Origin of the sequence: Kitasatospora sp. SC0581, assembly GCF_048159585.1 — a bacterium.
In the GTDB taxonomy this organism is placed as follows: domain Bacteria; phylum Actinomycetota; class Actinomycetes; order Streptomycetales; family Streptomycetaceae; genus Kitasatospora.
This window is the reverse complement of sequence record NZ_JBLRWA010000005.1, coordinates 107,884-133,892: the sequence shown is the minus strand read 5'-3', so window position 1 is coordinate 133,892 and position 26,009 is coordinate 107,884. Positions and strand designations below refer to the sequence as shown.

General features: G+C 72.8%; 23 protein-coding genes and 1 CRISPR repeat array. Of the genes, 10 read left to right on the top strand and 13 right to left on the bottom strand.

What is annotated here, in order from left to right:
• Window positions 1-192: 192 nt before the first annotated feature.
• The 4 genes from bioB to ACLWS4_RS11605 all read left to right on the top strand — a co-directional run bounded on the left by bioB (window position 193) and on the right by ACLWS4_RS11605 (window position 4,011).
• Window positions 193-1,419 carry a biotin synthase BioB gene (bioB, locus tag ACLWS4_RS11620; RefSeq protein ID WP_375873610.1) on the top strand — a complete coding sequence of 409 codons (1,227 nt, stop codon included), beginning with the start codon at window positions 193-195 and terminating at the stop codon, window positions 1,417-1,419.
• Between the two features lie 28 nt (window positions 1,420-1,447).
• Window positions 1,448-2,758 carry an adenosylmethionine--8-amino-7-oxononanoate transaminase gene (locus ACLWS4_RS11615; protein WP_416874033.1) on the top strand — a complete coding sequence of 437 codons (1,311 nt, stop codon included), beginning with the start codon at window positions 1,448-1,450 and terminating at the stop codon, window positions 2,756-2,758.
• Window positions 2,755-3,489, top strand: coding sequence for a dethiobiotin synthase (bioD, locus tag ACLWS4_RS11610; RefSeq protein ID WP_416874032.1), 735 nt, complete (start codon window positions 2,755-2,757; stop codon window positions 3,487-3,489). The genes ACLWS4_RS11615 and bioD overlap by 4 nt, the downstream gene beginning before the upstream one ends.
• Window positions 3,490-3,564: 75 nt before the next feature.
• Window positions 3,565-4,011, top strand: coding sequence for a hypothetical protein (locus ACLWS4_RS11605; RefSeq protein ID WP_074003766.1), 447 nt, complete (start codon window positions 3,565-3,567; stop codon window positions 4,009-4,011).
• Between the two features lie 222 nt (window positions 4,012-4,233).
• On the opposite strand, the gene ACLWS4_RS11600 is transcribed toward ACLWS4_RS11605, so the two are convergent.
• On the bottom strand, window positions 4,234-4,461 hold the full coding sequence (locus tag ACLWS4_RS11600; protein WP_049653014.1) for a hypothetical protein: 228 nt from the start codon (window positions 4,459-4,461) through the stop codon (window positions 4,234-4,236).
• An 8-nt stretch (window positions 4,462-4,469) separates the two neighbouring features.
• A complete protein-coding gene (locus tag ACLWS4_RS11595; protein WP_416874031.1) occupies window positions 4,470-4,790 on the bottom strand; it encodes a hypothetical protein in 321 nt (106 codons plus the stop codon).
• Window positions 4,791-4,903: 113 nt separating this feature from the next.
• Between ACLWS4_RS11595 and ACLWS4_RS11590 the strand changes: the two genes are divergently transcribed.
• Window positions 4,904-5,944: a helix-turn-helix domain-containing protein gene (locus ACLWS4_RS11590; protein ID WP_416874030.1), complete on the top strand. Its 1,041-nt coding sequence runs from the start codon at window positions 4,904-4,906 to the stop codon at window positions 5,942-5,944.
• Window positions 5,945-5,989: 45 nt separating this feature from the next.
• Here the strand turns inward: ACLWS4_RS11590 and ACLWS4_RS11585 are convergent, their stop codons facing one another.
• The 3 genes from ACLWS4_RS11585 to ACLWS4_RS11575 all read right to left on the bottom strand — a co-directional run bounded on the left by ACLWS4_RS11585 (window position 5,990) and on the right by ACLWS4_RS11575 (window position 8,376).
• The gene (locus tag ACLWS4_RS11585; RefSeq protein WP_143204603.1) at window positions 5,990-6,388 is read right to left on the bottom strand and encodes a hypothetical protein; all 399 of its coding nucleotides are present in this window, start codon (window positions 6,386-6,388) and stop codon (window positions 5,990-5,992) included.
• A 593-nt stretch (window positions 6,389-6,981) separates the two neighbouring features.
• Window positions 6,982-7,620: a hypothetical protein gene (locus tag ACLWS4_RS11580; RefSeq protein ID WP_416874029.1), complete on the bottom strand. Its 639-nt coding sequence runs from the start codon at window positions 7,618-7,620 to the stop codon at window positions 6,982-6,984.
• Between the two features lie 132 nt (window positions 7,621-7,752).
• Window positions 7,753-8,376: a helix-turn-helix domain-containing protein gene (locus ACLWS4_RS11575; RefSeq protein WP_380744385.1), complete on the bottom strand. Its 624-nt coding sequence runs from the start codon at window positions 8,374-8,376 to the stop codon at window positions 7,753-7,755.
• A gap of 112 nt (window positions 8,377-8,488) precedes the next feature.
• On the opposite strand from ACLWS4_RS11575, the gene ACLWS4_RS11570 reads away from it, so the two are divergent.
• Window positions 8,489-9,925: an aminopeptidase P family protein gene (locus ACLWS4_RS11570; protein ID WP_387967426.1), complete on the top strand. Its 1,437-nt coding sequence runs from the start codon at window positions 8,489-8,491 to the stop codon at window positions 9,923-9,925.
• Between the two features lie 69 nt (window positions 9,926-9,994).
• On the opposite strand, the gene ACLWS4_RS11565 is transcribed toward ACLWS4_RS11570, so the two are convergent.
• The 3 genes from ACLWS4_RS11565 to paaK form a co-directional block, all read right to left on the bottom strand.
• On the bottom strand, window positions 9,995-11,401 hold the full coding sequence (locus ACLWS4_RS11565; RefSeq protein ID WP_416874028.1) for a pyridoxal phosphate-dependent aminotransferase: 1,407 nt from the start codon (window positions 11,399-11,401) through the stop codon (window positions 9,995-9,997).
• Between the two features lie 243 nt (window positions 11,402-11,644).
• Entirely contained in the window at window positions 11,645-12,364 is a 720-nt protein-coding gene (locus ACLWS4_RS11560; protein ID WP_107086481.1) for a class I SAM-dependent methyltransferase, read from the bottom strand.
• An 83-nt stretch (window positions 12,365-12,447) separates the two neighbouring features.
• On the bottom strand, window positions 12,448-13,797 hold the full coding sequence (gene paaK, locus ACLWS4_RS11555; RefSeq protein ID WP_416874027.1) for a phenylacetate--CoA ligase PaaK: 1,350 nt from the start codon (window positions 13,795-13,797) through the stop codon (window positions 12,448-12,450).
• Between the two features lie 336 nt (window positions 13,798-14,133).
• On the opposite strand from paaK, the gene ACLWS4_RS11550 reads away from it, so the two are divergent.
• The 3 genes from ACLWS4_RS11550 to ACLWS4_RS11540 all read left to right on the top strand — a co-directional run bounded on the left by ACLWS4_RS11550 (window position 14,134) and on the right by ACLWS4_RS11540 (window position 17,591).
• A complete protein-coding gene (locus ACLWS4_RS11550; RefSeq protein ID WP_416874026.1) occupies window positions 14,134-15,729 on the top strand; it encodes a hypothetical protein in 1,596 nt (531 codons plus the stop codon).
• Between the two features lie 38 nt (window positions 15,730-15,767).
• Window positions 15,768-16,181: a hypothetical protein gene (locus tag ACLWS4_RS11545; protein ID WP_416874025.1), complete on the top strand. Its 414-nt coding sequence runs from the start codon at window positions 15,768-15,770 to the stop codon at window positions 16,179-16,181.
• A 246-nt stretch (window positions 16,182-16,427) separates the two neighbouring features.
• The gene (locus ACLWS4_RS11540; protein ID WP_049649337.1) at window positions 16,428-17,591 is read left to right on the top strand and encodes an ROK family protein; all 1,164 of its coding nucleotides are present in this window, start codon (window positions 16,428-16,430) and stop codon (window positions 17,589-17,591) included.
• Between the two features lie 646 nt (window positions 17,592-18,237).
• Here ACLWS4_RS11540 and ACLWS4_RS11535 read toward each other — a convergent pair.
• On the bottom strand, window positions 18,238-19,011 hold the full coding sequence (locus ACLWS4_RS11535) for a GntR family transcriptional regulator (protein WP_074003854.1): 774 nt from the start codon (window positions 19,009-19,011) through the stop codon (window positions 18,238-18,240).
• A gap of 324 nt (window positions 19,012-19,335) precedes the next feature.
• Here ACLWS4_RS11535 and ACLWS4_RS11530 point away from each other — a divergent pair, with 324 nt between their 5' ends.
• Window positions 19,336-20,139, top strand: a complete 804-nt coding sequence (locus ACLWS4_RS11530; protein WP_416874024.1) for an exodeoxyribonuclease III — start codon at window positions 19,336-19,338, stop codon at window positions 20,137-20,139.
• A gap of 300 nt (window positions 20,140-20,439) precedes the next feature.
• Window positions 20,440-22,419: a CRISPR direct-repeat array (repeat unit 28 nt; unit sequence GTCGGCCCCGCGCTCGCGGGGGTTGCTC).
• Window positions 22,420-23,134: 715 nt separating this feature from the next.
• Here the strand turns inward: ACLWS4_RS11530 and ACLWS4_RS11525 are convergent.
• The 4 genes from ACLWS4_RS11525 to ACLWS4_RS11510 all read right to left on the bottom strand — a co-directional run bounded on the left by ACLWS4_RS11525 (window position 23,135) and on the right by ACLWS4_RS11510 (window position 25,937).
• Window positions 23,135-23,398 carry a hypothetical protein gene (locus tag ACLWS4_RS11525; RefSeq protein WP_387823846.1) on the bottom strand — a complete coding sequence of 88 codons (264 nt, stop codon included), beginning with the start codon at window positions 23,396-23,398 and terminating at the stop codon, window positions 23,135-23,137.
• Window positions 23,362-23,520 carry a hypothetical protein gene (locus tag ACLWS4_RS11520; protein WP_416874023.1) on the bottom strand — a complete coding sequence of 53 codons (159 nt, stop codon included), beginning with the start codon at window positions 23,518-23,520 and terminating at the stop codon, window positions 23,362-23,364. Before ACLWS4_RS11520 ends, ACLWS4_RS11525 begins: the two co-directional genes overlap by 37 nt.
• A 588-nt stretch (window positions 23,521-24,108) precedes the next feature.
• Window positions 24,109-24,300 carry a hypothetical protein gene (locus ACLWS4_RS11515; RefSeq protein WP_416874022.1) on the bottom strand — a complete coding sequence of 64 codons (192 nt, stop codon included), beginning with the start codon at window positions 24,298-24,300 and terminating at the stop codon, window positions 24,109-24,111.
• Window positions 24,301-24,758: 458 nt separating this feature from the next.
• Complete coding sequence (locus ACLWS4_RS11510) at window positions 24,759-25,937, bottom strand: helix-turn-helix domain-containing protein (protein WP_416874021.1); 1,179 nt, start codon at window positions 25,935-25,937, stop codon at window positions 24,759-24,761.
• Window positions 25,938-26,009: the final 72 nt, after the last annotated feature.

The following is a 26,009-nucleotide window of genomic DNA, read 5'->3' as shown; positions in this document are numbered from 1 at the left end:
GCCGGTCGGCCGGCACCCCGCTCGCCATCCCGATCGCTACCGGCCGGTAACCGGAGGTCCGGCCCCGCGTCAAGCTCGTGACCAGCGGCGGAACCGTGACCTTCGACACTGTGGCAATCGGCACATCCTCACACCGATCTTCTGGCGGGTTTGCTCTGGCGCCGCTCGATCGCCACCAGGCAGGATCGCCCCATGGATCTGCTCGATACCCTCACCGCCAAGGGCCTGCGCGGCGAAGTCCCGACCCGCGAGGAGGCCCTGGCCGTCCTCGCCACCACCGACGACGAGCTGCTCGACGTGGTCGCCGCCGCCGGCAAGGTGCGCCGCCGCTGGTTCGGCCGCCGGGTCAAGCTCAACTACCTGGTGAACCTGAAGAGCGGGCTCTGCCCGGAGGACTGCTCGTACTGCTCGCAGCGGCTCGGGTCCAAGGCCGAGATCCTCAAGTACACCTGGCTCAAGCCGGACCAGGCCGCCGACGCCGCCCGCGCCGGGGTGGCCGGCGGCGCCAAGCGGGTCTGCCTGGTCGCCAGCGGCCGCGGCCCGACGGACCGCGACATCGACCGGGTCACCGACACCATGGCCGCCATCAAGGACGCCGACCCCGAGGTCGAGATCTGCGTCTGCCTCGGCCTGCTCTCCGACAACCAGGCGGAGCGGCTCAAGGCGGCCGGCGCCGACGCCTACAACCACAACCTCAACACCTCCGAGGGCACCTACGGGACCATCACCAAGACCCACACCTACGCGGACCGGGTCGACACGGTGCAGAAGGCGCACGGCGCCGGGCTGTCCGCCTGCTCCGGCCTGATCGCCGGCATGGGCGAGAGCGACGAGGACCTGGTCGACGTCGTCTTCGCGCTGCGCGAGCTGGGCTCGGACTCCGTCCCCGTCAACTTCCTGATCCCGTTCGAGGGCACCCCGCTCGCCAAGGAGTGGAACCTCACCCCGCAGCGCTGCCTGCGCATCCTGGCGATGGTCCGCTTCGTCAACCCGGACACCGAGGTACGGATCGCGGGCGGGCGCGAGGTGCACCTGCGCTCGATGCAGCCGCTCGGCCTGCACATCGCCAACTCCATCTTCCTCGGCGACTACCTGACCAGCGAGGGCCAGGCCGGGCAGACCGACCTCGACATGATCAAGGACGCCGGCTTCGAGGTCGAGGGCGCCGGCGAGGCCACCCTGCCGCGCCACCGCGCGGACGTCGCCGAGGCCGCCCAGGCCGGCCACGCCTCCGGCGGCTGCGGCAGCGCGGCCTCCGCGTGCGGCAGCGGCGGCGGCTGCGGGCCGTGCGGCGGGCACGCCCACGCCCCGTCCGCACCGGCCGGGGAGGCGTCCGAGGCATCGGACGACGAGCTCCGCGGCGACCTGGTGAAGGTCCGCCGCCGCGGCGCCGGCACCGAACTCGCGCCCAACGCCTGACAGTTCCGACTCCTCCGGAGAACGCACCATGCTCCAGCCGCCCGTATCCGCGACCGACCTGCTCGCCCTCGACCGCGCCCACGTCTGGCACCCGTACGGGCCGATGCCCGGGACCGTCACCCCGTACGTGGTCGAGTCCGCCTCCGGGGTGCGGCTGCGCCTGGCCGAACCGGTCGCGGGCGGGCGGCGCGAGCTGGTCGACGGGATGTCGTCCTGGTGGGCGGCGATCCACGGCTACCGGCACCCGGTGCTGGACGAGGCCGTGCGCGACCAGCTGGGGCGGATGAGCCACGTGATGTTCGGCGGGCTCACCCACGAGCCCGCCGTCCGGCTGGCGGCCACGCTGGTGGAGATCACCCCGGAGCCGCTGCGGCACGTCTTCCTCGCCGACTCGGGCTCGGTGGCCGTCGAGGTCGCGATGAAGATGTGCCTCCAGTACTGGCAGTCCACCGGGCGGCCGGCCAAGCGCCGGCTGCTCACCTGGCGCGGCGGCTACCACGGGGACACCTTCCACCCGATGTCGGTGTGCGACCCGGACGGCGGGATGCACCACCTGTGGGGCGGGGTGCTGCCCGGCCAGCTGTTCGCCCCCGAGCCGCCGGCTGGGTTCGACGCCCCGCTCGACCCGGCGTACGCGGCGCGGTTCGAGGAGCTGATGGCCCGGCACGCCGACGAGCTGGCCGCCGTCATCGTCGAGCCGGTGGTCCAGGGCGCCGGCGGGATGCGCTTCCACTCGCCGGCCTACCTGCGGATGCTGCGCGACCTGTGCGACCGGTACGGGGTGCTGCTCGTCTTCGACGAGATCGCCACCGGCTTCGGGCGCAGCGGCGCGCTGTTCGCCGCCGACCACGCGGGCGTCTCTCCGGACGTGATGTGCCTGGGCAAGGCGCTGACCGGCGGCTACCTGACGCTGGCCGCCACGCTGTGCACGAGCGAGGTCGCCGACGGGATCAGCCGCGGCGAGGTGCCGGTGCTCGCCCACGGGCCGACGTTCATGGGCAACCCGCTGGCCTGCGCCGTCGCCAACGCCTCGCTGGAGCTGCTGCTCGGGCAGGACTGGTCGGTGGAGGTCAAGCGCATCGAGTCCGGACTGGCCGAGGGCCTCGCGGCCGCGGCCGGACTGCCCGGCGTACGGGACGTACGGGTCCAGGGCGCCATCGGCGTCGTGCAGTTGGACCACCCCGTGAACGTCCCGGCGGCGACCGAGGCGGCCGCGCGCGAAGGCGTGTGGCTGCGGCCCTTCCGGGACCTGATCTACACCATGCCCCCCTATGTGACGGAGGACGAGGACGTGGCACGCATCGCCGCCGCCGTGACCGCCGCGGCGGTGTCCGGATGAACGCGCGCATCCTGTTCGTGACGGGGACCAACACCGACGTCGGCAAGACCGTCGCCACCGCGGCCGTCGCCTCGGCGGCGCTGCGGGCCGGACTGAAGGTCGCGGTGCTCAAGCCGGGGCAGACCGGCGTCTCGCCCGAGGAGCCCGGGGACGCGGCCGAAGTCCGGCGCCTGGCAGGCGAACTGACGATCCGTGAACTGGTGCGCTACCCCGAGCCGCTGGCACCCGACACCGCCGCCCGACGGGCCGGGATGCCGTACCTCTCCCCCGCCGAGGTGGTGACCGAGGTCGCCGAACTCGCCGCCACCCACGACCTGGTACTGGTGGAGGGCGCGGGCGGACTGCTGGTCCGCTACGACGACGAGGGCCGCACCCTCGCCGACCAGGCCCGGGCGGTGCTCGACGCCGGGCTCCCGGCCGAGGTGCTGCTGATCGCCTCCGCCGGACTCGGCACGCTCAACATCGTCTCCCTCACGGCGGAGGCCCTGGCGGCCCGCGAACTCCCCCTCGCGGGCGTGCTCGTCGGCTCCTGGCCCGCCGAGCCCGGCCTCGCCGAGCGCTGCAACCTCGCCGACCTCCCCCGCTCCGCCGGCGCCCCCCTCCTCGGCGCCCTCCCGGAACGCGCGGGCCGCGCCGAGGACTTCGCCGCCCTCGCCGTCACCGCACTCGCCCCCGCACTCGGCGGCACCTGGAACGCGGAGCACTTCGAGGGCGCGTACCGGCCCGAATAGGGCCCGCTTCGCTCGAAGGGGTGATCCCGGCTTCCGCCACTGTCGGAAGCCGGGATGGCTCAATACCGTTCTTCCATGACAGACGGGCTCACCGCAGACGAGGCCCTGCGGGCCTTGGCCGCCCTGGAGGCGGCGTTCAAGGACGACGACGAGGCACTGACCGCCCTGGCGGCGAGCGGGCCCGGTGAACGGCCGCTCCCGGCGCTGGTCGCCGCGTACGGCGAGCACGCCATGGACACCCTGATGGCGCTCGCGTTCGGGCTGCGCGCCACCATGAGCGACGAGGAGATCGCGGAGATCTCCGACGCCGTCAGTTCCAACATCGGTGCCCGGATGAGCGCCCTGCTCACCCAGACCCTCAAGGCCTGGGGCACCCTGGCGCCGTCGGAGGACCTCCCCGTCATCAAGATCATCGCCCACACGGTGATCGACGCGATGCGGGCCGTCACCGAGGACCCGAGCAAGACCGAAGTCCTGCCCCTGCTCGCCACGTTCCGCAGCTACGCCCTCAACGGCACCTGAGGGACGGGGAATTCGGCGCGGGCTTCGAGACGACTCGAAGCCCGCGCTGCTATGCACGTACTCTCATCCAGCCCGCCACGAGCATGAACGCGCCCGTCGAGGCGGCGAGGAAGACGAGGACGAACACCAGGGCGCTCGCCACCGGCGGTACGCGCTCGGGAATCAGCAGGAGGACCGATGCCGCGAACACGAGGCTTCCGGCGGTGATGACGCCGGCTCCGGCTACGGCCGCATACCTCTGCGGAGGACGACGACCAGCCGCTCGATGACGTCCGGCCGGGCGGCCCCGAGGTCGATCAGGATGACGCCGGTGGCCTTGGCCGAGCGCCAGTCGATGCCGAGGGACGGGAGTTTCACGTCGGCGGCGTTCAGGACGGCCTGGAGGTCGTCGAGGACGTCGGCCGCGGCGCGACGGTCCTCCGCCGTGATCTTGTCGATCATGCTGCTCATGGGGCATCTCACTGTTCGGTGTCGGTGAGCCAGCGCGCTTCGGTGTCCCACTCGACGCCGCCGCCGAGCGGCCGGAGGTAGGCGCGGCCGTGCTGCCACCCCATGAAGGCGGCCCAGCGACCCGAGCGGACGTCGAAGACCCGCTCGCCGACGGTCGAGGGCCGGTAGGGGTTGGTCGGCGGCGCCACCCGTCGCACGGGCGGCGCCGCCGGGGTCATGGCGGAGGCGTTCATCCGCGCCTCGGGGATGGCGTCGCCGCACTGCGCGCATCGGCACGGCGGGAAGTTCCGCCGCAGGACGAGGCTTTCGCCGCATTGACTGTTCGTCATATCCACCGATTAGTTCCTCTCTGTTGCTATCCCCTCACCAAGAGTGGCCAATCACGGCTAGCATCGGAAGAGCTTCACTTTGACAGCGAGCACTGTGGAATCGGGTAATCACCATGCCCCATCGGGAAGTAGACCCCACCTCGTCGCCGGACGCGGCCATCGGCGTTCAGCTCCGGCGCTTCCGCAAGGCCAGGGGGCTCACGCAGGTCCAGCTCGGGCGGCGGACCAACTACAGCGATTCACTCATCTCCATGATCGAGAACGGCGACCGCCCCGCGCCGCTGCCCCTCGTTCGGCGGTGCGACAAGGAACTCGACACCTGCCAAGCGCTTGAACTCCTGTACTGGACGGCCAAGAGCAGCACCTTGATCGGCGGGTTCCTCGCCTACATCGAGCACGAGGGCAAGGCCACCGCCCTCAAGATCTACGAGATGAACGTCATCCCCGGGTTGCTCCAGACGCGGGCCTACGCCTCCGCGCTCATCTACGCCGCGGCCCGGCGGGGCGAGATCCCCGAGGAAAAGGCCATCGAGCGCCTGAATGTCCGGATGGCGCGGCAGGCCCTGCTGTACCGGGACCCCGCTCCCTCCGTCCACATCATCATGGAGGAGAGCTGCCTGCGGCCCATCGGCGGCCCCTTCGTCATGGCCGAGCAGCTTCGTCGGTTGGAGAGCATCGCCGGCCTTCCCCACGTCATGCTGCAGATCGCGCCGTCCAGCCTCGGTGAAGACCTCCCTTCGACGTGGCCGTTCACGCTCCTGACCTCGCCGGACGGGGACTGGATGGCCTACCTCGAGACCATCCAACGGGGCTACGTCGAGCGGGACGACGAGGACAAGATCCGTTCCCTGTCAAGGGTTTACGATTGGCTCCAGGCCCAAGCCCTCTCATGTGCGGACTCGCTGGCGCTCATCCGCACCCGGCTCAAGGAGTTCCAAGCCATGTTCCCCATCGCGACGGTCAAGCCCGCCTCCTGGTTGAAGTCCTCGTACAGCAACGGTGGTGGTCAGTGCATCGAGGTCGCCCCCGGCCTCCCGGGCGTCCTCCCCGTCCGCGACAGCAAGGACCCTGACGGCCCGCAGCTCGCCTTCGGCACGGACGCCTGGCAGTCCTTCATCGCGGGCGTCAAGTCCGGCGAGTTCGGGAGCATCTGACTCCCTCGCCGCCCTGCCGCTTCGGCAGGGCGGCGGCACCACTGCTCAGCGGGCCCCGGCGACGAGGAAGCGGCCGGAGCGCCAGTGCAGTCGGGCCGGGCCGCCGGTGGGCCAGTCGTGGTTCAGGTGGCGGCGGTCGCGGCCGAGGGCGCCGAGGGCGTGGGGGCGCAGGGTACCGCTCCTCAGGCCGGTGGCCTCCTCGGCCGTCACCGGCATGATCGTCACGTACTGGGCGTCGTCCCCGCCCATCCAGTCCACGACCTCGGTGAAGATCCACACGAACCGCTGCGAACACCCCAGGCAGCGCCGCAGGTTGACGGCGAAGCGCGAGCCGTCCACCACTTCCGCCTCGTGCTCGAAGCCCTCCCGCTGCCGCCCCCACACCGCCCGTTCGTCCTCGCCGTAGCACTTCGCGCAACCGAACTCCGCCATCGGCCTACCCATCGGTCGACTCCCTGTTCCGCGACGTCCCGTGTCGCGGCCCATGATGCCCGCAGGGCCCCACCGACCGGCCGCACCGTCACCCGACCGGGGAACAATTCACGGGCCGTTCCCGCGCAGTTCGCGCCCCAGGGCGGACATCCGCACGGCGGGTTGACGCACCCGGGGCCCGGCTCGGCCCGGTTCGGGCCGGCTCGCCCCGGCTCGGGCTTCGGGCCGCACACCTCGGAGTGCACGCCGACCGCCCTCGCGCCCGAACGGGCCTTCACGGCGAAGGGTGGCACGGACATGTCCCAGATTTCTGGGATTCTCCTCGCCCACCGACCTCGCGCAGAATCGGCGTCAGGCACCCCGGTGAGCACGGGAGCCCGCCAAGTCACCCGTCGGAGAGGGGAGTTGATCAGCGATGTCACGCTCCTTCAAGCGCACCGATGACAAGGCCCGGCGGACCCGCTCCCGGTCGCGGACGCTCGGCTGACAAGCGGCTCTGACCCCGCACCCCACCCCGCCCGGCGCGCCACCTCCTCGGCGGCCGCCGGGGGGATCAGGGTCAGGGCAGGGGGCGCGCCGGCCGGAGCCTCGGCCGGCCGCCCCCGTCAGTCGGTCTCCAGCAGGAGGGCCGGGAGCTCGGCCTCCCGCACCAGGTCGCGCGGCAGGGTGAGGCCGAAGTGGCGGCCGAGCACCTCCAGGCAGGTGCGGTGGAGGTCGTCGCCCGCGCGGTCGTGGTCGGGCAGGCCGACGGCGGCCAGCTCGGCCGTCAGAGCGGCGGCGGTGGCCGGCTCGCCCTGGACGTCGCCGGGGCCCCAGGAGGGGTCCAGGTGGAGGTTGAGGGAGCAGACCTCCCGCCCGTCCCGGTGGGCGCTGAAGAACGGCGGCACCGGCTTGCCGTTCTCCTCCTCGAACTCCAGGTGGTAGACCTCGGCGCCGCCGCACGAGACCTCCGGCCGGACGCTCAGCTCCCCCTGCCAGTAGCCGTACGCCACCGCGAAGGCGAGGTCGCCGCTGCGCCCGTGGTGCAGCGCGATGTCCTCGATGCCGCCGGCGAACTCCAGCTCGTACTCCTCCACCAGGTCCTCGGCGGTGAGCTCGTCGAGCGGCCGCGCCGTGCGCTCCGGGAGCCCTTCGGCGAGCCGGGCCGCCAGTTCCTCCGGCTCCAGGCCGCGGGCGAGCACGACGCTGTAACCTCCGTAGGCGATCGATTCGGGTTCGGCGAGCCAGGTGAGTGCGTCCGTCATGATGATCATCCTGCCGCACCCACCCGCTCGTTCGGTATTCCGAACGATCCGACCGTCCATCGAACCACCCGCCGAGCCGGCCACCGAACCGCCCGCCAGGCCGTCCGATACCGGAGCCCCGGCGCCGGAGCGTCAGTGCCAGAGCCCCCACACGGCCGGCCGGACCGGCGAGGCCTCGGCGAGGTGGCCGTGCTGCTCGGCCCGGTACTGCAGCACCAGCACCGAGCGGACCGGCTCGCCGTCCAGCGCGGTGTAGGCGTGCGGGAGCGCGGCGTCGAAGCCGATGTAGTCGCCCGGTCCCAACTCGATCTCGCGGCCGTCCACCCGCACGCCCAGCCGGCCGGCCTGGACGACGGTGTGCTCGGTGCCGGTGTGTCCGCCGGACTCCTGCGCGGCGCCGGTGCGCACCACCTGGTCGTAGAGCTCGAACACGGTGTCCCCGGACTCGATCCGGCGCAGCGGCCGCAGGTCGACGCCCCGCCCGCTGAGCACCTCGGCCTCGGCCGCCCGCACCACCGTCACCTCGCCGGCCGGCCGGGCCTCGACCAGGTCGGAGATCGGCACGCCGAGCACCCTGGACAGCCCGAGCACCGTCTCCAGCGTCGGGTTGCCGGCCCCGGACTCCAGCTGGGAGAGCGTCGCCTTGCCGACCCCGGCCCGCCGGGACAGCTCGGACAGCGACAGTCCGCGCTGGGCCCGCACCCGCTTCAGGTTGGCGGCGAGGACGCCCCGGACGGATTCCTCGGCGTCGTTCACGCTGGGCCTCTTCTCTTGCGGCAGTGTTCGATATACCGTACGGGACGCACACCGACGGACGGGGCAGCGTAGCGAAACACCCCGCTGCCCTCACCCTCACCAGGAGACCGCAGTGACCGAGCCCGCCGAGACCATCAAGTACCGGAAGAACGGCCTGACCCGCGGGGTCACGGACGAGCTCGCGGAGAGCATGAAGCAGGGCTGGGCCGACACCGAGCGCACCGCCCTGGAGCCCGTCCCCCAGGCCGCGCACACCGCCCGCCGCCGCGCCGCGCTGTCCGCCGCCTTCCCCGGCGAGCTGCTGGTCGTCCCGGCCGGCAACCCCAAGGTGCGGGCCAACGACACCGACTACCCGTTCCGCCCCTCCTCCGACTACGCCTACCTGACCGGCGACCAGTCCGAGGACGGCGTCCTGGTGCTCGCCCCGACCGGGGACAGCGGCCACGAGGCCGTGCTCTACCTGCGCGACCGCTCCCGCACCGACAACGGCGAGTTCTGGCTGGACGGCCACGGCGAGCTGTGGGACGGCCGCCGCAACAGCCTGACCGAGAGCGAGCGGCTGTTCGGCCTGCCCTGCCGGGACGTGCGCACCGCCCGCGCGGACCTGCGCGCCGCCACCGGCCCGGCGCGCGTGCTGCGCCGCCACGACGCGGGCGTCGAGGAGGCCCTCGCGGACCGGATCACGGCCGAGCGGGACGAGGAGTTCGAGGTCTTCCTGTCCGGGCTGCGCCTGGTCAAGGACGCGTTCGAGATCGAGGAGCTGCGCTTCGCCTGCGCCGCCACCGCCCGCGGCTTCGAGGACGTGGTCCGCGTCCTCGGCACCGACTCCGAGACCGCCGAGCGGCTGATCGAGGGCACCTTCTTCGTCCGCGCCCGGGTCGAGGGCAACAGCGTGGGCTACAGCACCATCGCCGCAGCCGGCCCGCACGCCACCACCCTGCACTGGGTGCGCAACAACGGCCACGCCCGCCCCGGCGACCTCCTGCTGCTCGACGCCGGCGTGGAGACCAACCACCTCTACACCGCCGACGTCACCCGCACCCTCCCGGTCAGCGGCCGCTTCACCGAGCTCCAGCGCAAGGTCTACGACGCCGTGTACGCGGCCCAGGAGGCCGGCATCGCGGCCGTCCGGCCGGGCGGGCGGTTCCGCGACTTCCACCACGCCGCCCAGCGCGAGCTCGCCGAACACCTCACCGCCTGGGGCCTGTTCGGCGACCTGAGCGCCGACAAGGTGTACGAGCTGGGCCTGCACCGCCGCTTCACCCTGGCGGGCACCGGCCACATGCTGGGCATCGACGTCCACGACTGCGCCCACTCCCGCACCGAGGAGCACGTCGACGGCCCGCTGGAGCCGGGCATGGTGCTCACCGTCGAGCCGGGCATCTACTTCCAGGAGAACGACCTGACGGTGCCGGAGGAGTACCGGGGCATCGGGGTGCGGATCGAGGACGACATCCTGGTCACCGAGGACGGCAACGAGAACCTCTCCGCCGACCTCCCGCGCCGCTCCGACGAGGTCGAGGCCTGGCTGGCCCGGCTGCGCGGCTGAGCAGCGGAAGAGCGGCACCGGGGCGTACCCGGTGCCGCTCGCGCCGTACGACTACCTGAGCCGCTCCGGCTACTTCAGCTGCTGCAGCGCCACGCCCACCCGCCGCACGGCGGCCTCGACGTCGTCGGGCATCCGGCTGGTGAAACAGAGCCGGAAGAAGCCCGGCTCCGCGTTGTGCATGGTCCCGCCGGGCAGCAGGGAGACCTCGGTGGGCTTGGCGGCGAGGTAGCGGAACAGCCACTCCTCGTTCGGGTCGAGCCCGTCCGGCCCGATGGCCGGCAGCCCGTTCACGTGCTCGCCGGGCGCGCGCTTGCCGAGGTACCTGGTGAGGTCGAGCCAGAAGAACATCGCGGCGTTGTCGCCGTCCTGGTGGACGTACTCGATCCCGGCGGCGTCCAGGGCGTCCTTGGTCCTGCGGAAGCTCGCGCTCAGCAGCGTGCGGTACTCGCGCATCGCGTACACCGGGTAGGGCTCCCCGTCGACGGTGGCCTTGAACAGCTCCCCGATGACGTAGGTCTTCAGCGAGTCGAACGGGGTGAACCAGGGCAGCGCGCGGGTCTGTTCGGCCGGGTCGTCGCTGCCGAGCATGGCGCGGTGCACGGCCTCGTTCTTGGAGATGACGAACCCCGTGCGGAAGCCGGACAGCCCGAAGTCCTTGGCGAAGCCCCAGACCACGTGGACCCGGTCGGCGTGCTCCTGGTACGCATCCAGGGCCACCGCGCTGGTGAACGGCGTCGTCCCGGTGTCGAGTTGGGAGTGGCAGTAGATCTCGTCGGAGATGATGTGGAGGTCGGTGTGCGCGAGCGCCCAGCCGTAGATCTCGTCGAGCAGTTCCTTCGGGTAGTTGACGCCCAGCGGGTTGTGCGGATTGGTGAGGACGAGCAGCCGCGGGTTGTGCCCGGCCTCCTTCCGCGCCTCGTAGGCGTTCACGATCAGGTTCAGGGTGAGCCGGTAGCGGTCCTCCCCGTGGGTGGGCAGGTGCACCGGGACGCACTTCAGCTTGGGCCGTTCCTGGAACGACCAGTTGAAGCCCTGCCAGTACGGCGCCGGGATCAGCACCTCGTCCCCGGGCTTGAGCGGCACGCCGCCCGTCCCCTGCCGCCGCATGAGCCCGTAGGCGATGCACTCCAGCGCGGAGGAGACCCCGGCGCAACCGAAGACGTCCTCCATCACGACCGTGCGGCCGAACGCCCGGGTGAGCAGGTCCGCCGCCTGCTGGCGCAGCCACGGGATGCCGACCGGGGCCATGTACTTGATGTTCAGCTCGGGGATCAGCCGGATCTTCTCGAAGACGTCCTGCTGCATCGAGTCGTGGTAGAGCAGGACGTTCTCCGCGACGGACAGGTCGACGGCGGTGTCCGGCGCCAGGTGCTGGTGGTAGAAGGCGAGGGCCTGCTCGAAGTCGGGCAGGCCGGCGTGCAGGTCGGCGATCGCCTGGGGCGAGGCGATCCTGAGTCCGTTCTCGGTGATGGTCATGGTGGGTCCCCTGTCGGGTGGGCGGGTCCGGCAGCGCGCCAGCAAGGGTGCCGGAAGGGTGCCGAACGACGCCGGACACGGCCGGACGATGCCGTTCGCACACGCATCGGCCCCAGCCGACCACGCCCCGGACCCGGCCGCCAGCGCTCGGCGGCCGTCCGGACGGCGGGCGCGCCCCGACCCGCCGTCCGGACCGGGGACCCGCTTCAGCCCGTCGCCCGTGATGCTGCTGCCCTTGGCCGGTCAGCCCAGTCGCCACACCGTCGTGGTCTTGACCGCGGTGTCCTCCAGGTCCGCGACCACGGGCACCTGGTACGCCGCCACCGCGGTGAACCGGTCCCGGGGCAGGTAGGCCCGGCCCGGGTCGCCGACGACGACGGTCGCGCCGCGCGCCACGGCCCGCTCCAGGAAGGGCAGGAAGCGGGCGGCCATGGCCCGTTCGTAGAAGACGTCGCCCGCGAGCACCACCTCGGCGGGCCCGCCGTCGCCGTCCACCAGGTCCACCAGGGCGCCGTCCACCCGTACCCCGTTGGCCTCGGCGTTCAGCCCGATCGCGGCCACCGCGTAGGCGTCGATCTCGGCGGCGCGCACCTCCGTCGCCCCGCGCAGCGCGGCGGCCACCCCGACCAGCCCGGAGCCGGCCGCGACGTCCAACACCGTACGGCCGTCGACCAGTTCGGGGTGGTCCAGCACGTAGCGGGCGACCGCCACCCCGCCCGCCCAGGCGAAGGCCCAGAACGGCGGCGGCAGCCCGGCCCGCCCACGCGCCCGTTCGGTGGTCTCCCACAGGGCGATGGCGTCCTCGGCCATGTGGAGGCTGATCTCGGGCACGAAGGGGACGGGCTTCAGCTCGGTCTCCCGCCGGATGAAGGCGAGGTCCTCGGCGGTCCGAGGATCGGACTGAGGATCGGGCTGAAGGGCGGGCGGGAGAGCGGATCGGAGAGTGCGCAGCTCACTCGGCATGTCCGCAGCATAGGGCCCGCGCGGGGGTGCTCCCCGCCACCCGCCCGGCGGGACGCCCCCGCCCATGTGCCCGACGGCCGGATTCACCCCCTCTCGCTCAACCCCCGCTCGTCCACCACCCGCTTGATCTTCCCGACCGAGCGCTCCAGCGTGTACGGGTCCACCACCTCGGCCGCGACGGTGATCCCGACCCCGTCCTTCACCGCCCGGACGATCTCCGCCCGCGCCGCCTCCCGCTGCTCCGCGGGGGCCTCCGGCCGGGCCTCCACCCGGACGGTCATGGTGTCCAGCCGCCCCTGCCGGCCGAGCCGCAGCTGGAAGTGCGGCGCGACGCCCGGGGTGCGCAGCAGGATCTCCTCGATCTGGGTCGGGAAGACGTTCACCCCGCGCAGGATGATCATGTCGTCGCTGCGCCCGGTGACCTTCTCCATCCGCCGGAACGCCGGCCGCGCGGTGCCGGGCAGCAGCCGGCTGAGGTCGCGGGTGCGGTAGCGGATGATCGGCAGCGCCTCCTTGGTGAGCGAGGTGAAGACCAGTTCGCCGCCCTCCCCCTCGGGCAGCACCTCGTCGGTGAACGGGTCGACGACCTCCGGGTAGAAGTGGTCCTCCCAGATGTGCAGCCCGTCCTTGGTCTCCACGCACTCCTGCGCGATGCCCGGGCCGACCACCTCGGAGAGGCCGTAGATGTCGACGGCGTGCAGGTCGAGCCGCTCCTCGATCTCGCGCCGCATCTCCTCCGTCCACGGCTCGGCCCCGAAGATGCCGATCCGCAGCGAGGTGCTCCGCGGGTCGACGCCCTGCCGCTCGAACTCGTCGAGCAGGGTCAGCAGGTAGGACGGGGTGATCATGATGATCTCGGGCTCGAAGTCGAGGATCAGCCGCACCTGGCGGGCCGTCATGCCGCCGGAGGCCGGGATGACGGTGCAGCCGGCCCGCTCGGCGCCGTAGTGCGCGCCCAGGCCGCCGGTGAACAGGCCGTAGCCGTACGCGATGTGCGCCTTGTGGCCGGGCCGGCCGCCGGCCGCGCGGATCGAGCGGGCGACCACGTCGGCCCACATGGAGAGGTCGTTGTCGGTGTAGCCGACCACGGTCGGCAGTCCGGTGGTGCCGCTGGAGGCGTGGATCCGGCGGACCCGCTCCATCGGGACGGCGAACATGCCGAAGGGGTAGCCCTCGCGCAGGTCGGCCTTGGTGGTGAAGGGGAAGCGGGCGAGGTCGTCCAGGGTGCGGCAGTCCTCGGGGCGGACGCCGGCCGCGTCGAACTTGCGGCGGTAGAGCTCGACGTTGTCGTACGCGTGCCGCAGGGTGGCCCGCAGCCGGGTGAGCTGGTGGGCGCGCAGTTGGTCCGGACCCATCCGCTCGCCGGCGTCCAGGAGCTCGGGCGGTAGCGGCTCCCCGAGGTGTCGGCGCGGGACGGGTACGGTGCCGGTCATCGTCGCTCCTTCGCTGCTCTGCCGATTTCGCTGCTCGGCCGATTTCGCTGCTCGGCCGAGGTTCGCTCGCTTCGAGGACGCCCAGGCCGAGATCACCGACCGATCGTTCGGTCAGCTCCCCTGCGCTCCATTGATCCAGTACCCGAACCACCTGTCAAGGGATCGCGCGGACCTTCCGGAATGTGAAGTTCCGACCGCTTCGCGGCAACTTCGTGTCGGGAGCTTGGCTAGCCGATATGAAAATCATTACAGAAGTTTGACTTGCTTCCGCCCTTCACCGCCCCGCCCCCATGGTTCAGTAGTGCGGTTTCTGTCCCGCACCCCGGAGTGATCACCGTGCCCACGACTCCCGCCCTGGTCAGCGCGCTGCGCGAACTCGGCGACCGACCCGCCGTCGTCGCCGACGGGCGCGCGATCAGCGGCATCGGCCTGCTGCTCGGCGTCTCCCCGCCCGGCGGACTCCCCCAGGCCCTCGCCCGCCGCATAGCCGAGCACGCGGCCCTGCCGCCCTCCGCCGCCCGGGCCGCCGAACAGCGGCTGCGCTACTGGGCCGGCGTCCTCGGTGCGCCCCCGATCCGGCACACCGTGCTGCACCCCGTCACCGACCTCGCCGTCGACCTCGCCCTCGCCACCCTGCTGGCCGGCGGCACCGTCCACTGCGGCGATCCCGACCAGCGGCCCGAGCAGCAGCTCGAAGCCGTCGCCACCGCCCGGGCCACCCACCTCAGCCTGCCCTCCGCCCTGCTCTGGCGGCTCAGCGGACAGCCCGGGCTCGCCGCCCACGACCTCGCCGCGCTGCGCCTGGTCCTGCACGTCGGCCCCGAACCCCGGCAGGAGGACGTGTACGCCGCCGTCGACGCGCTCGGCGCCGTCCTCGCCCATGTCCGCGCCCCGGACAGCAACGCCGAGGCCGCCGACCGCCGACTGCGCGCCGACGCCGCCAACGCCTCGGCCGCCGCCTGGAAGTACGGCATCGGCGTCACCGCCGAGCAGGTCCACGACTTCGGCGCCCAGCTCGACCGGGCCGTGCTCGCCGCCCTCCTGCACACCCTCCAGCAGAACGGCGTGCTCACCGACCCCGCCCGCGGCTACCCCGAGGCCGAGGTCCTCGCCGCCGCCATGGTCACCCCCGCCCAGCGCCCCCGGGTCGTCCGCTGGCTGGACGCACTCGCCCGGCACGGCCTGCTCACCCGGCACGACGGCGGGGCCCAGGGCCCGGTCTTCCACGGCCGGCCCGGGCCGGACGCCGCCGAGGTCCGGGAGGCCTGGCGCCCCGCCGCCGAGACCTGGGCCGACGGGCTCGGCCCGGCCGCCGCCCTGGACCGGGTCCGGCGCGGCGCCCTGCGGCTGCCCCGGCTGATCACCGGCCAGGAGGCCCCCCGGCCGGACGTCTCCCCCGTCCGCTGGGCCGCCTCCCGCGGCTTCCTCGGCGCCGCCCTCGGCGCGCTGGTGCGCGGCACCGCCGAGGCCCACCAGGGGCCCGGGCCGCTGCGCGTCCTCGAACTGGACGCGGAGGGCGGCGAGCCCGCCGTCGCCCGCGCCCTCACCACCCGGCCCCGGCCGCACATCGAGCACCACTCGGCCCCCGACGGCGGGCGCTACGACGTCGTCATCGCGAGCGCGGGCGGGGCGGCGGTGGCGGGCGCGGGCGCGGTGGCGAGCGCGGGCGGGCTGGCGGTGGAACCGGTGCAGGACGTCCCGGCGCTGGTCCGGCTGCTCGCCCCCGGCGGCCGACTCCTGCTGCTCGCCCCCACCACCGAACAGCTCGACCTGCTGATCACCGGCGACGCCCACGGCCTCACCGCCCGCCCCGCCGAGCAGTGGCGGGCGGCGCTCACCGCCGCGGGCTGCCCGACGGTGCTGACCCTGCCGGAGGACGGACACCCGATGGGGCTGCTGGGGCAGCGGCTGTTCGCGGCCCGGGTGGACTGACGGGCGGGCGGGGGTGTGGCTGGCTACGCTCAAAAGTCATGACCACTTCCGCGCGTCCGGCCCGGCCCGCCCGCGGGTCCGTCGGCTCCATCGGTTCCCTCCGCTCGATCCGCTCGATCCGCTCGATCGTGTCCGTCCGGTCGATCGACTCGATCGGGTCGGTGCTGTCGACCGGCTCGATCGGATCCGCCCTCTCCCTCGGTTCGATCGGCTCGGTGTTGTCCATCGGCTCGATCGGGTCGGTGCTGTCCATCGGCTCGATCGGGTCGGTGCTGTCCATCGGTTCGATCGGCTCCGTCCTCTCCCTCGGCTCGATCGGCTCGGCCTGCTCGACCCTCGGCCTCCTGTCGGTCGGCTCCCGGCGCGGTCTCGGCCCGCTGCTGTCGGAACGTTCCCTCCGGTCGGTGCTGTCCCGGCGGCTCCCCTACCGGCCCGCCGTGGCCGGGCGGTGAAGTCCGGATCACGCACCGCCACCCGATCCGTACCATTTCGATACCGAAGCCTGGATGAGCTGCGGAGATCCTCGCCGCCCGGGCCCGTCCCCGGGTAGGCTCCGCTTGTCCTCCGGCCCTCGCGCAGGCGGCCCCCTGCCGCCCTGCCGCGTTCTCCGGGGGCGCACCCCCGCGGGCCATTCGGTGGGCACCGCGCACTCGACACCGCGCGCCAGGGCAGTCGCGCGAACGGCGAAGGGCATCGCATTGGCGGATCGGCTCACCGGAGGAGACTCCTCGCTGCTGCGGCGGATCAACGCGGCGGTCACGCTTCGGGCGCTGCGGAACGGCCACTCCGTGACCCTCACTCAGCTCGTCGGCGAGACCGGGCTCTCCCGCCCGACGGTCGAGGGCGTGATCGAGGGCCTGGTCGAGACCGGACTGGTCGCCGAGGTCGAGCAGCCGAGGGAGGACGGCCAGCCGGGCACCGGCCGCCGCGGCCGCCCCGCCCGCTGGTTCCGCTTCCGCGCCGAGGCCGGGCACATCCTCGGCATCGAGATCGGCGTGCACGACATCCGGGTCATCCTCGCCGACCTCACCGGCGAGGTGGTGGGCAGTCACTTCAAACCGGTGGACGAGACCCTCGACGCCGAGGACCGGCTCGCCGCCGTCCGCACCGCCGTCGCCGAGGTGCTGCGCAAGGCCGGCATCTCCCGCGACAACCTGTGGGCGGTCGGCATCGGCACCCCCGGCATCGTCGACCGCGAGGGCACCGTCCAACTGGGCACCGCGATGCCCGGCTGGACCGGCCTCGACCTCGGCGCCAAGCTGCGGCGCTCGTTCCGCTGCCCGGTCCTGATCGAGAACGACGCCAACCTGGCCGCCATCGCCGAGCACTGGCAGGGATCGGCGGTCGGCGCCGACGACGTCGTCTTCGTGATGGCCGGCCTCAGCCCGGGCGCCGGCTCCCTCATCGGCGGCCGGCTGCACCGCGGCTTCGGCGGCGCGGCCGGCGAGATCGGCGCCCTGCACCTGCTCGGCCAGGAGGTCACCCCCGAGCGCCTGCTGTCCACCACCGGAAAGCCCCTCAACCCGCTGGACGAGGCCGCCGTGGCCCGCGTACTGCGGCTGGCCCGGGAGGGCGACGAGGTCGCCAAGGTCGCCATGGACCGCTTCCTCACCCGCCTCGTCCAGGGCGTCGCCGCACTCGTCCTGGCCATCGACCCCCAGCTGGTGGTCATCGGCGGCTGGGCGGCCGGCCTCGACGGCGTCCTCGACCCGCTGCGCGAACGCCTGGCCCAGTTCACCCTGCGCGCTCCCGAGGTCGCCCTGGCGGCCCTCGGCTCGGAGGTCGTGGCGATGGGCGCCCTGCGCGTCGCCCTCGACCACGTCGAGGAGCAGCTCTTCGCCGTCGACCCGCCCCGGGCCTGACGCCGCGCTCAAGGAGCGGGGGTCACCTCAGGGCGCGAAGTCCGGGTCGGTCAGGTCGAGGGTGAGCGTGCTGCCCCAGTCGTTGACGAAGTGCGCCAACGGCCAGTCGACGGACGCCCCGACGAACGGGTTGCCGGTCGACATGGTCAGGAGCCACCGCAGTCCGCGGTCCGGTCCGAGCCGACCGATGAAGCCAAGGTGCCTGAGGCCGCCCGAGGCCGCTGTCACCGTGGACCACGTAGCCCAGCCCGTCCGGCAGTTCGACCTCGTCGATGACCTCGACGCTGCCCGCGTCCCACGGCGGATCGGCCACCAGGGCCGCCACGTCCACCGGCCCGCCCAGCTCCAGCCGGAGGTGCTCCGGCCCGTCGATATCCGCCTCCCGGGCCGTGCCGTCCGCCCGGAACAGGCAGTCGAAGGCCAGCACCTCCGACCTCGCCCACGATGCGAGGACCGCGTTCACCGGTCGCCCCCGTCCTCACCCGTTGCGTGGCTGTACCACTGCCACGCGGACGCTACCAGGCGACCCGGCCCGGTTTACGGCAGGGCCCCAACGGCAAAGGCCCGGACGCCAGTTGGCGCCCGGGCCTCGACCTGAGGGTTTCCGGAAAATGGTTCAGGGGTTCAGGGATTCACGGGTGGTGCGTCAGGAGGCGGTACGGACCTCGGCCGTCGCACCGACCGGGGTGACCTCCACGAGTCCGGCCTCGCCGAAGGTCAGCTTGCAGGTGTCCGCCCGGTAGGTGGCCACCGCCAGCGCCACCAGCCGGCCGGCCGAGGCGTACTGGGTGGTCATGACCAGGACGGGCGCGCCCGGCGGGCGCTCCAGCAGGGCGGCCTGCTCGGCCTCGGCGACACCCAGCTCGACCGAGCGGGACTCGCCGTCCACCTCCAGGCGCTCCAGCTGGCGCAGCACCGAACGGGCGCGGTCGCTCTCGGCACGGAAGCCCGGCAGGTGCGGCAGGGCGGCGGCCGGGACGTGCAGCGACTCGCTGGCCACCGCGCGGCCCTCCACCAGGCGGACCCGGCGCACGGTGTGCACGGTGGCGCCCTCGGCGATGCCGAGGCCCTTCGCCAGCTGCGCGGAGGCGGGGGCGGTGGTGCAGTCGACCGTCCGCCAGGCCTGGTTGCGCGCGGTGCCGGGCCAGCCCTCCTCCTGCCGGTTGACCGGGACGCCGACCCGCGGGGCGGCGATCAGGGTGCCGATCCCCCGGCGGCGCACCAGGCGGCCCTCCAGCTCCAGCTGGTCGAGCGCCTGACGCAGCGTGGCCCGGGCGACGCCGAAGCGGGCCGAGAGCTCGCGCTCGTTGGGCAGCACCTGACCGGTGGAGAACTCCGAGTCGATGGCCCGCAGCAGCACCGTGCGCAGGTGCCAGTACTTCGGCTCCGGCACCGCCGAAAGCTGTCCTGTCGTCCCCACCGCGTCCTCCACCCGTGAGTTTGTCCGCCCTGCGACAAGGAGGGCGGATCCCGAGCCCACTGTCCGCAGTCGCGGCAGGTGGGAGAGCGGGCCTTTATCCGTCCTTCTTTATTAAAGGTCCTTGCAGTAAGTGACCCTAGGTGCTCCGTCCGGAGATGGTCAAGACCAATGGCGGGGCTCGATGGGACTGCCGCACATCTTCATGCCGCGTTCACGACAGCTCCTGTCAGCCACTGTCACCACCATCGACACCCTCCGACGGGACCCGCCCGACCCCGCGCGTCACGGTTCGGGCCGGGAACGCCCAGTCGGTAGGCTGCTCGGGTGATCGTGGTGACGAGTGTGAACGTGAACGGAATCCGGGCGGCGGCCAGGAAGGGCTTCGTCGAATGGCTGGCCGGCACCGAGGCGGACGTGGTCTGCCTCCAGGAGGTGCGCTCCGAACCCGAGCAGCTACCCGTCGAACTGCGCGACCTGGACGGCTGGCACGCCGTCTGGGCCCCCGCCGCCACCAAGGGCCGGGCCGGCGTCGCCGTCCTCTCCCGCGCGGAGCCGCAGCGCACGGCGATCGGATTCGGCTCGGATGAATTCGACAATTCGGGCAGGTATGTCGAAATCGACCTGCCCGGCCTGACCATCGCCAGCCTCTACCTCCCCTCCGGCGAAGTCGGCACCGAGCGCCAGGAGGAGAAGGAACGCTTCATGGCGGAATTCCTCGTCCACCTCACCGCCCTGCGCGCCCGCGCCGCCGCCGACGGCCGCGAGGTCGTCGTCTGCGGCGACTGGAACATCGCCCACCGCCCCGAGGACCTCAAGAACTGGAAGGCCAACCAGAAGTCCGCCGGCTTCCTCCCCGAAGAACGCGCCTGGCTCTCCCGCGTCTACGACGAGGCCGGCTACGTCGACGTCGTCCGCGCCCTCCACCCCGACCGCACCGGCCCCTACTCCTGGTGGTCCTACCGCGGCCGCGCCTTCGACAACGACTCCGGCTGGCGCATCGACCTCCAGGTCACCACCCCCACCCTCGCCACCAAGGCCACCGACGCCCGCGTCGAACGCGCCGACACCCACGCGGAGCGGTGGTCCGACCACGCCCCAGTCACCGTGGCCTACGACGTGGACAACTGACCGACGCATAGCACCACTTGGGCAGGCTGGAGGTGCCCCGGTGCGCGGTTGTACCGCACACCGGGGCACCTCCTCACCCCGCCGTCCCCAAGCGTCTTCGACCCGGGAACCTCCACCGTGCCCCTGGTCAGCGTCAGCCCGCCTGCGAAGTCCCGCTCGCCACTTGCCATCCAGCCCACCATCACCACAAGGCCAGCCAACTCCACCACCAACTACCCATGAGCTCCACTATGGATAGCCAACCGAATCGAACTGAATCAAATAGCGCTCGCTGAAGCGAATCACCGCAGGTCAGCAAGCGTCGGCCCCGCGCTCGCGGGGGTTGCTCCGCCCGGCCCGTGGCGCATCGGTGACACCCACCGTCGGCCCCGCGCTCGCGGGGGTTGCTCCCACCGAGGACCAGGCCCTCTGCCCGGCCTGCGGTCGGCCCCGCGCTCGCGGGGGTTGCTCGGTGCACCGGATCATCTCCCGGGCGCTGAAGATGTCGGCCCCGCGCTCGCGGGGGTTGCTCCGACAAGCACGGCTGGTCGGCGGAGAAGACGGAGTCGGCCCCGCGCTCGCGGGGGTTGCTCTCCGGCAGGTCCGGCCCGTCCTCCACGCTCAGCGTCGGCCCCGCGCTCGCGGGGGTTGCTCACGCCACCGCCGGGGAGGAGTTCTTCATCCTCGGTCGGCCCCGCGCTCGCGGGGGTTGCTCCGGCGGGCCCGGCGGCCCCACCCCGGACGAAACGTCGGCCCCGCGCTCGCGGGGGTTGCTCCCGGCGCCGCAGGCCCACCCGACCCGACAGCGCGTCGGCCCCGCGCTCGCGGGGGTTGCTCCGAAGTCGGCGCTCACCGGACGCCGTCCCGGTGGTCGGCCCCGCGCTCGCGGGGGTTGCTCACAGACAGCCAACCCACCCCGACCGGCACACACGTCGGCCCCGCGCTCGCGGGGGTTGCTCCGGCCGCACCAGGGTCGTCCCGCTCTGCGACGGGTCGGCCCCGCGCTCGCGGGGGTTGCTCCGCGCCGCTCGCCAGCAGGTTGAGTACGAGGAGGTCGGCCCCGCGCTCGCGGGGGTTGCTCCAGCCCCCGCCGTCACAGGCACGCTCCCCGGACGTCGGCCCCGCGCTCGCGGGGGTTGCTCGGGAGCGGGCTCGGCTCCTCGTTCACCGCGAGGGTCGGCCCCGCGCTCGCGGGGGTTGCTCCCCCTCGCCGCCCGATCACCGGCCAACGGCTGCGTCGGCCCCGCGCTCGCGGGGGTTGCTCCCGATACCAGCCACTCACCCGACCCGCCGTCCTGTCGGCCCCGCGCTCGCGGGGGTTGCTCCTCCGTGGTCGCGCCGGTGTCGGGGGACTGGGAGTCGGCCCCGCGCTCGCGGGGGTTGCTCCTCTCCGGCCTGCTCGCCCGCTCGATCGTCGTCGTCGGCCCCGCGCTCGCGGGGGTTGCTCAACGAGCGCCACCAAATGTCCGAGCAGACCACCGTCGGCCCCGCGCTCGCGGGGGTTACTCCTGAAGGATGCGGGCCAGGGAGGTCAGGCCGGGGTCGGCCCCGCGCTCGCGGGGGTTGCTCCTCGTGCATGTAGTCCTCGACCCACACGGAATTGTCGGCCCCGCGCTCGCGGGGGTTGCTCCAGGCTGCGGACCTGGAGCGCTACCGGATCACGGTCGGACCCGCGCTCGCGGGGGTTGCTCCTCAAGACCCGCGCAGCACAGCTCGGCATCGACGTCGGCCCCGCGCTCGCGGGGGTTACTCCGGGAACAGCCCCCGCGTCGGGTCGTCCTGGACGTCGGCCCCGCGCTCGCGGGGATTACTCCCACCAGTGGTCCACCACGGGGGCAGTGTCCGGGTCGGCCCCGCGCTCGCGGGGGTTACTCCGGGGCGTACGGCGTCCAGCTCCCGAGCGGCGTGTCGGCCCCGCGCTCGCGGGGGTTACTCCTCGGTGATCGAGTCGGGCTGACCCACACCGTCGTCGGCCCCGCGCTCGCAGGGGCTACTCTGGCGCTCGCCGCCGCGCCGCCGGCGACGTTCGGTCGGCCCCGCGCTCGCGGGGGTTACTCCGTCTGGTAGGCGGCCGACTTGACGAACTGCTCGTCGGCCCCGCGCTCGCGGGGGTTACTCCGCCGCCGACCTGCCGTTCGACGTGGCCATCGCATCAGCCCCGCGCTCACGGGGGTTACTCCGTCGCCTCCACCCACCGTTGAAGACCGGTTCCGTCGGCCCCGCGCTCGCGGGGGTTTCTCCCGGCTTACAAAGGCGTCCATGTCCATGTGCGCGTCGGCCCCGCGCTCGCGGGGTTGCTCCGTGTCCCACGCATGCTCGTTCAGGTCGCGGATGTCGGCCCCGCGCCGCGGAGGTTGCTCCGGGTAGAGGATTCCGGTTCCGTCACGGAATCAGTCGGCCCCGCGCTCGCGGGGGTTGCTCCCGGTAGCGGTCCACGATGGTGATGGATTCCCGGTCGGCCCCGCGCTCGCGGGGGTTGCTCGGTCGAGCCGATCCCCGACCACCGGCCGGTGCTGTCGGCCCCGCGCTCGCGGGGGTTGCTCCGGCATCCGGATGTAGCCCACCACCTGCTCGCGGGGGTTGCTCCCTGATTCACCACTGCGACGGAATCGAGTTCCTGTCGGCCCCGCGCTCGCGGGGGTTGCTCTGCCCATGACCTCCGCGATCTGGTGCGGTTCGTGTCGGCCCCGCGCTCGCGGGGGCTTCTCCTTCGCGCGGGCGCGCAAGACCGGGAGGCGGCGGTCGGCCCCGCGCTCGCGGGGTGGCTCCACAGCACCCACGCTCGCCGACCACGAGCGGCGCCCGGTCGAAGGTGAGCGCGCCCGTACTGCGGCCGAGGAAGTGCCGTAAGCGGACCGGCGACAGGTGCGCAGCCCGGTGTCCTCGGTCGTCGGGATCGTCTCGGGGCTGCTGGCCGCGCTGGTGGCTGTCCTCGCTGGGCTCTGCCTCTGAACTACCGCGCCCCCGCTCGGCTTCGGCCGGGCGGGGGCGCGTTCGTCGTGTGGTCGGTCGGCAACTACCCGAACGGCAACGTCGCGGTGCTGCGGGCCGTCAGAGTACGCGAGTACTCGGCTGCCGAGGCTGTCAGGGACCGGTAGTTGATCACCGGGTCACCTGCGGCGACCAGGGCGGTGGCGCACCCCAGGCACCACGGCCGAGGGGGGTCCACGTCCAGGTCCTCGATGACTGCATCCGCTGTGCAGCACTCGGCGCAGATCGGCATGCTGCCGTCCTCCTGCTTGCTCAGGCCCAGGTCGAGCCGCACTGGGTGCAGCCCCACCGGCCGTCCATGGTCTGGTAGGTGGCGCCCGACCCGCACATCGGGCAGGCCATGGCGGCCGCGGGCTGGTCGCTGTGCGGCAGGCTACCGGGCTGCGGGGTGTGGTGGGCCGGGTTCTGCACCTCGGGGTGGTCGGGCAGAGCTTCACTCGTGACGGACTCTGTGGGCCCTGATGAAGGCGTCCCGCACGCGGCACGGATCGCCCCGGAGCGGCTGCCGACACCAGAGCGCCGGGCCGGTACGGCACGGACTGCACGCGCATGTGACACCACCTCGGCGAGCATCGCCACACGGTCGCAGCCTTGACGTTCACCGAGCAGGTCGCCCCGGAGGAGGTCCGCCGACCAGCCCTGCGGGCAGTGACGGCAGACCTCCTGTACTCGGAGCAGGGGAAGCGTCCGGCTGGCAGTGGGCCACCTCGGAGGTGTACGCCGTGATATCCCTCAGGACCGGGCCCCTGACCCATGTCCAGCAGCCAGTGCACAACCCCCACTCATCCTGAGCCCCCGGCAGGCATCCCACCGACGGCGCTCACTCGTTGCCCTCGCTGATCACCATGGCTACGGCAACCGCTCGGAGCCAGAGCTCCTGACCGGCGTGGACGGGAACGTTGCCCCCCAAGTCCAGGGTCCGCCGCCCGTCCCTCCGTACGGCCCGGGCCTGGTCGAGTTCCGCGGTGATCCAGGCAGAGGACGCATCCGCGTCGCCGGTCACCACTTCGCCTCCGTGTCTCGCTTCAGGCACCCGACGTGGTCGGCGATCCAGTCGTAGAGGCTCGCGCCGAGTTGCCCGTCGTAGGTACCGAGGCCGTACTGGCCGCAGGTGCGGCAGTGACCGCACACCCGTTCGCGAGGGTCGGCCGGGGCTTGGGTGTCGATCTGGCTCTGTGTCTGCTCCGTCACCGGTTCTCCATAATGCGCTCCCGCGCGTCCACGGCGGCGGGGCACGGCCACGGCAGGCCGCAGCGGGGGCAGCCGCCGGCGACGGACCGGTGCTCGTCTCGCCGCGTCCGGGCCCAGGTCGCGTCCGCGTCGCCCGGGGGCGCCGCGCGGGGCGGACGACGAGCGGCTGCGGGCTGAACGGTGGGCAGGTGGAAGGTCACTGCTCCTCCATGCAGCTCAGGTGCGCAACTACGGCCCAGCCGAGCGGAGCCGAGGTAGCACTGGTCGGGGTGTAGACGTGACCGGCCGCGATCAGCGGCGGCTCAGGGGAGCCGCACCGTACGCACGCCTCGCCATGGAGACGTGCAGGGCTGATCGTGGCCGGGTCCACAGCGATCTCGTTCGGTGTCCCTGTCACACGGACCACGATCCCCGGCCACTGCCCCCAGAAGTGCCACAACCTGTGGCACCCCGGCTCGCTACACGGCCCGCGCCCACCGGGCCAGCGCCATCACCCGGGCATCGCGTCCGCGAGTCAGCCGGACCATCGTCGCCAGCTCGGTCCGTACCTGCCCGTGCTCGCGGACGTGCTGCGGCGCAATCTGCCGGGCCACCAGGAGGCTATCGGCAGCGTGCTGCGGTCGGCCCAGCTGTACCTGGGCCCTTCCGAGGTCGATGTAGTAGTGAGAGCGGCGCTCGGCAGGCAGGTCCCACGGCGGCGCCCACCGTGTCGCGGCATCCACTGCCTCCCGCAGATCACCCGGCTCACCCAACTCCACCGCCACCGCCAGGCGGTGGATCTCCAGGCTGTCCGGGCCCACGGCGGTGCCGTCGTACAGCTGCTCCCTCACCCGGGAGGCCAGCGCCTCGGCATCCCTCAGGTGCTCCCGGGCATCGTCGGGCCGCCGCATGCGGCCGGCCACCACCGCGGCCCGCATGTGCAGGGCCGCTGCGGCAGCCCTGAGTGACTCCGTGCTGAGCGGTGGCACCCGATCGATGGCGGCCCTGAGCGACCGCAGGCCGGGGTCGAGCTGGTTGGCAGAAAAGAAGGTTTCCATGCGAACGTAGGCAGCTGCGGCTTCAAGGGCGGGATCAGCGGCCAGCGCGGCAGCCCACCGCATCAGTTCGACCAGCCTGGCCGACAGATCACGGTACCCGTACTTGTAGGCCACCGCGTCCGCTGACCGAATGGCCAGCGCGAGGCAACGGGCGGCCTGGGCGTGGTCGGCGGCGAGTGCCTGATCGACCGCACGGAACAGCTCCGCCAGCAGGCCCGGCACGTCCTCAGCGAGCCGGGCGTACTGCGACTGCACCCGGTCCTCGACCGCTCGGTCGACGGCCGCCGCCAGCTCCGGAAGGGGGCGGACCGGGCCGTCCTCTGGCAGGTCGTACGCGGCGATCGCGCGCTGCAGTGCAGGGACGGCCGCGTGCACTCTGCTGTCGGTACGGCCGGGACCGTCCAGAAGGTCCTCCGGGGTGCGGCCGAGTGCGTGGGTCAGTGCCTCCAGGATGCCGTCGCCTGGCCACCGTTCGGCGCGCTCGACCTTGCGGATGGTGCTGTACGAGACGCCGGACAGCGCTTCTAGTTGACGACGCGTCAATTTCGCTGCGTGCCGCGCTGTTTCGATCCGTAGGCCCAGGGTGGTGGTTTCGGGCACAGAGTGGCTCCGTTCCGTGGTCGCACTCGGAACGGTACCGGCACCCCTCCGGCGCCGGACCGGATCGCCTCG

Bases quoted from the DNA above. Each gene is read 5' to 3' on its own strand.
- ACLWS4_RS11585 (WP_143204603.1), bottom strand. From the start codon at position 6,388: ATGGGTAGGCCGATGGCGGAGTTCGGTTGCGCGAAGTGCTACGGCGAG.
- bioD (WP_416874032.1), top strand. From the start codon at position 2,755: ATGAACGCGCGCATCCTGTTCGTGACGGGGACCAACACCGACGTCGGC.
- ACLWS4_RS11605 (WP_074003766.1), top strand. From the start codon at position 3,565: ATGACAGACGGGCTCACCGCAGACGAGGCCCTGCGGGCCTTGGCCGCC.
- ACLWS4_RS11580 (WP_416874029.1), bottom strand. From the start codon at position 7,620: ATGACGGACGCACTCACCTGGCTCGCCGAACCCGAATCGATCGCCTAC.
- ACLWS4_RS11595 (WP_416874031.1), bottom strand. From the start codon at position 4,790: ATGACGAACAGTCAATGCGGCGAAAGCCTCGTCCTGCGGCGGAACTTC.
- ACLWS4_RS11560 (WP_107086481.1), bottom strand. From the start codon at position 12,364: ATGCCGAGTGAGCTGCGCACTCTCCGATCCGCTCTCCCGCCCGCCCTT.
- ACLWS4_RS11600 (WP_049653014.1), bottom strand. From the start codon at position 4,461: ATGAGCAGCATGATCGACAAGATCACGGCGGAGGACCGTCGCGCCGCG.
- ACLWS4_RS11545 (WP_416874025.1), top strand. From the start codon at position 15,768: ATGACCACTTCCGCGCGTCCGGCCCGGCCCGCCCGCGGGTCCGTCGGC.
- paaK (WP_416874027.1), bottom strand. From the start codon at position 13,797: ATGACCGGCACCGTACCCGTCCCGCGCCGACACCTCGGGGAGCCGCTA.
- ACLWS4_RS11615 (WP_416874033.1), top strand. From the start codon at position 1,448: ATGCTCCAGCCGCCCGTATCCGCGACCGACCTGCTCGCCCTCGACCGC.
- ACLWS4_RS11590 (WP_416874030.1), top strand. From the start codon at position 4,904: ATGCCCCATCGGGAAGTAGACCCCACCTCGTCGCCGGACGCGGCCATC.
- ACLWS4_RS11565 (WP_416874028.1), bottom strand. From the start codon at position 11,401: ATGACCATCACCGAGAACGGACTCAGGATCGCCTCGCCCCAGGCGATC.
- bioB (WP_375873610.1), top strand. From the start codon at position 193: ATGGATCTGCTCGATACCCTCACCGCCAAGGGCCTGCGCGGCGAAGTC.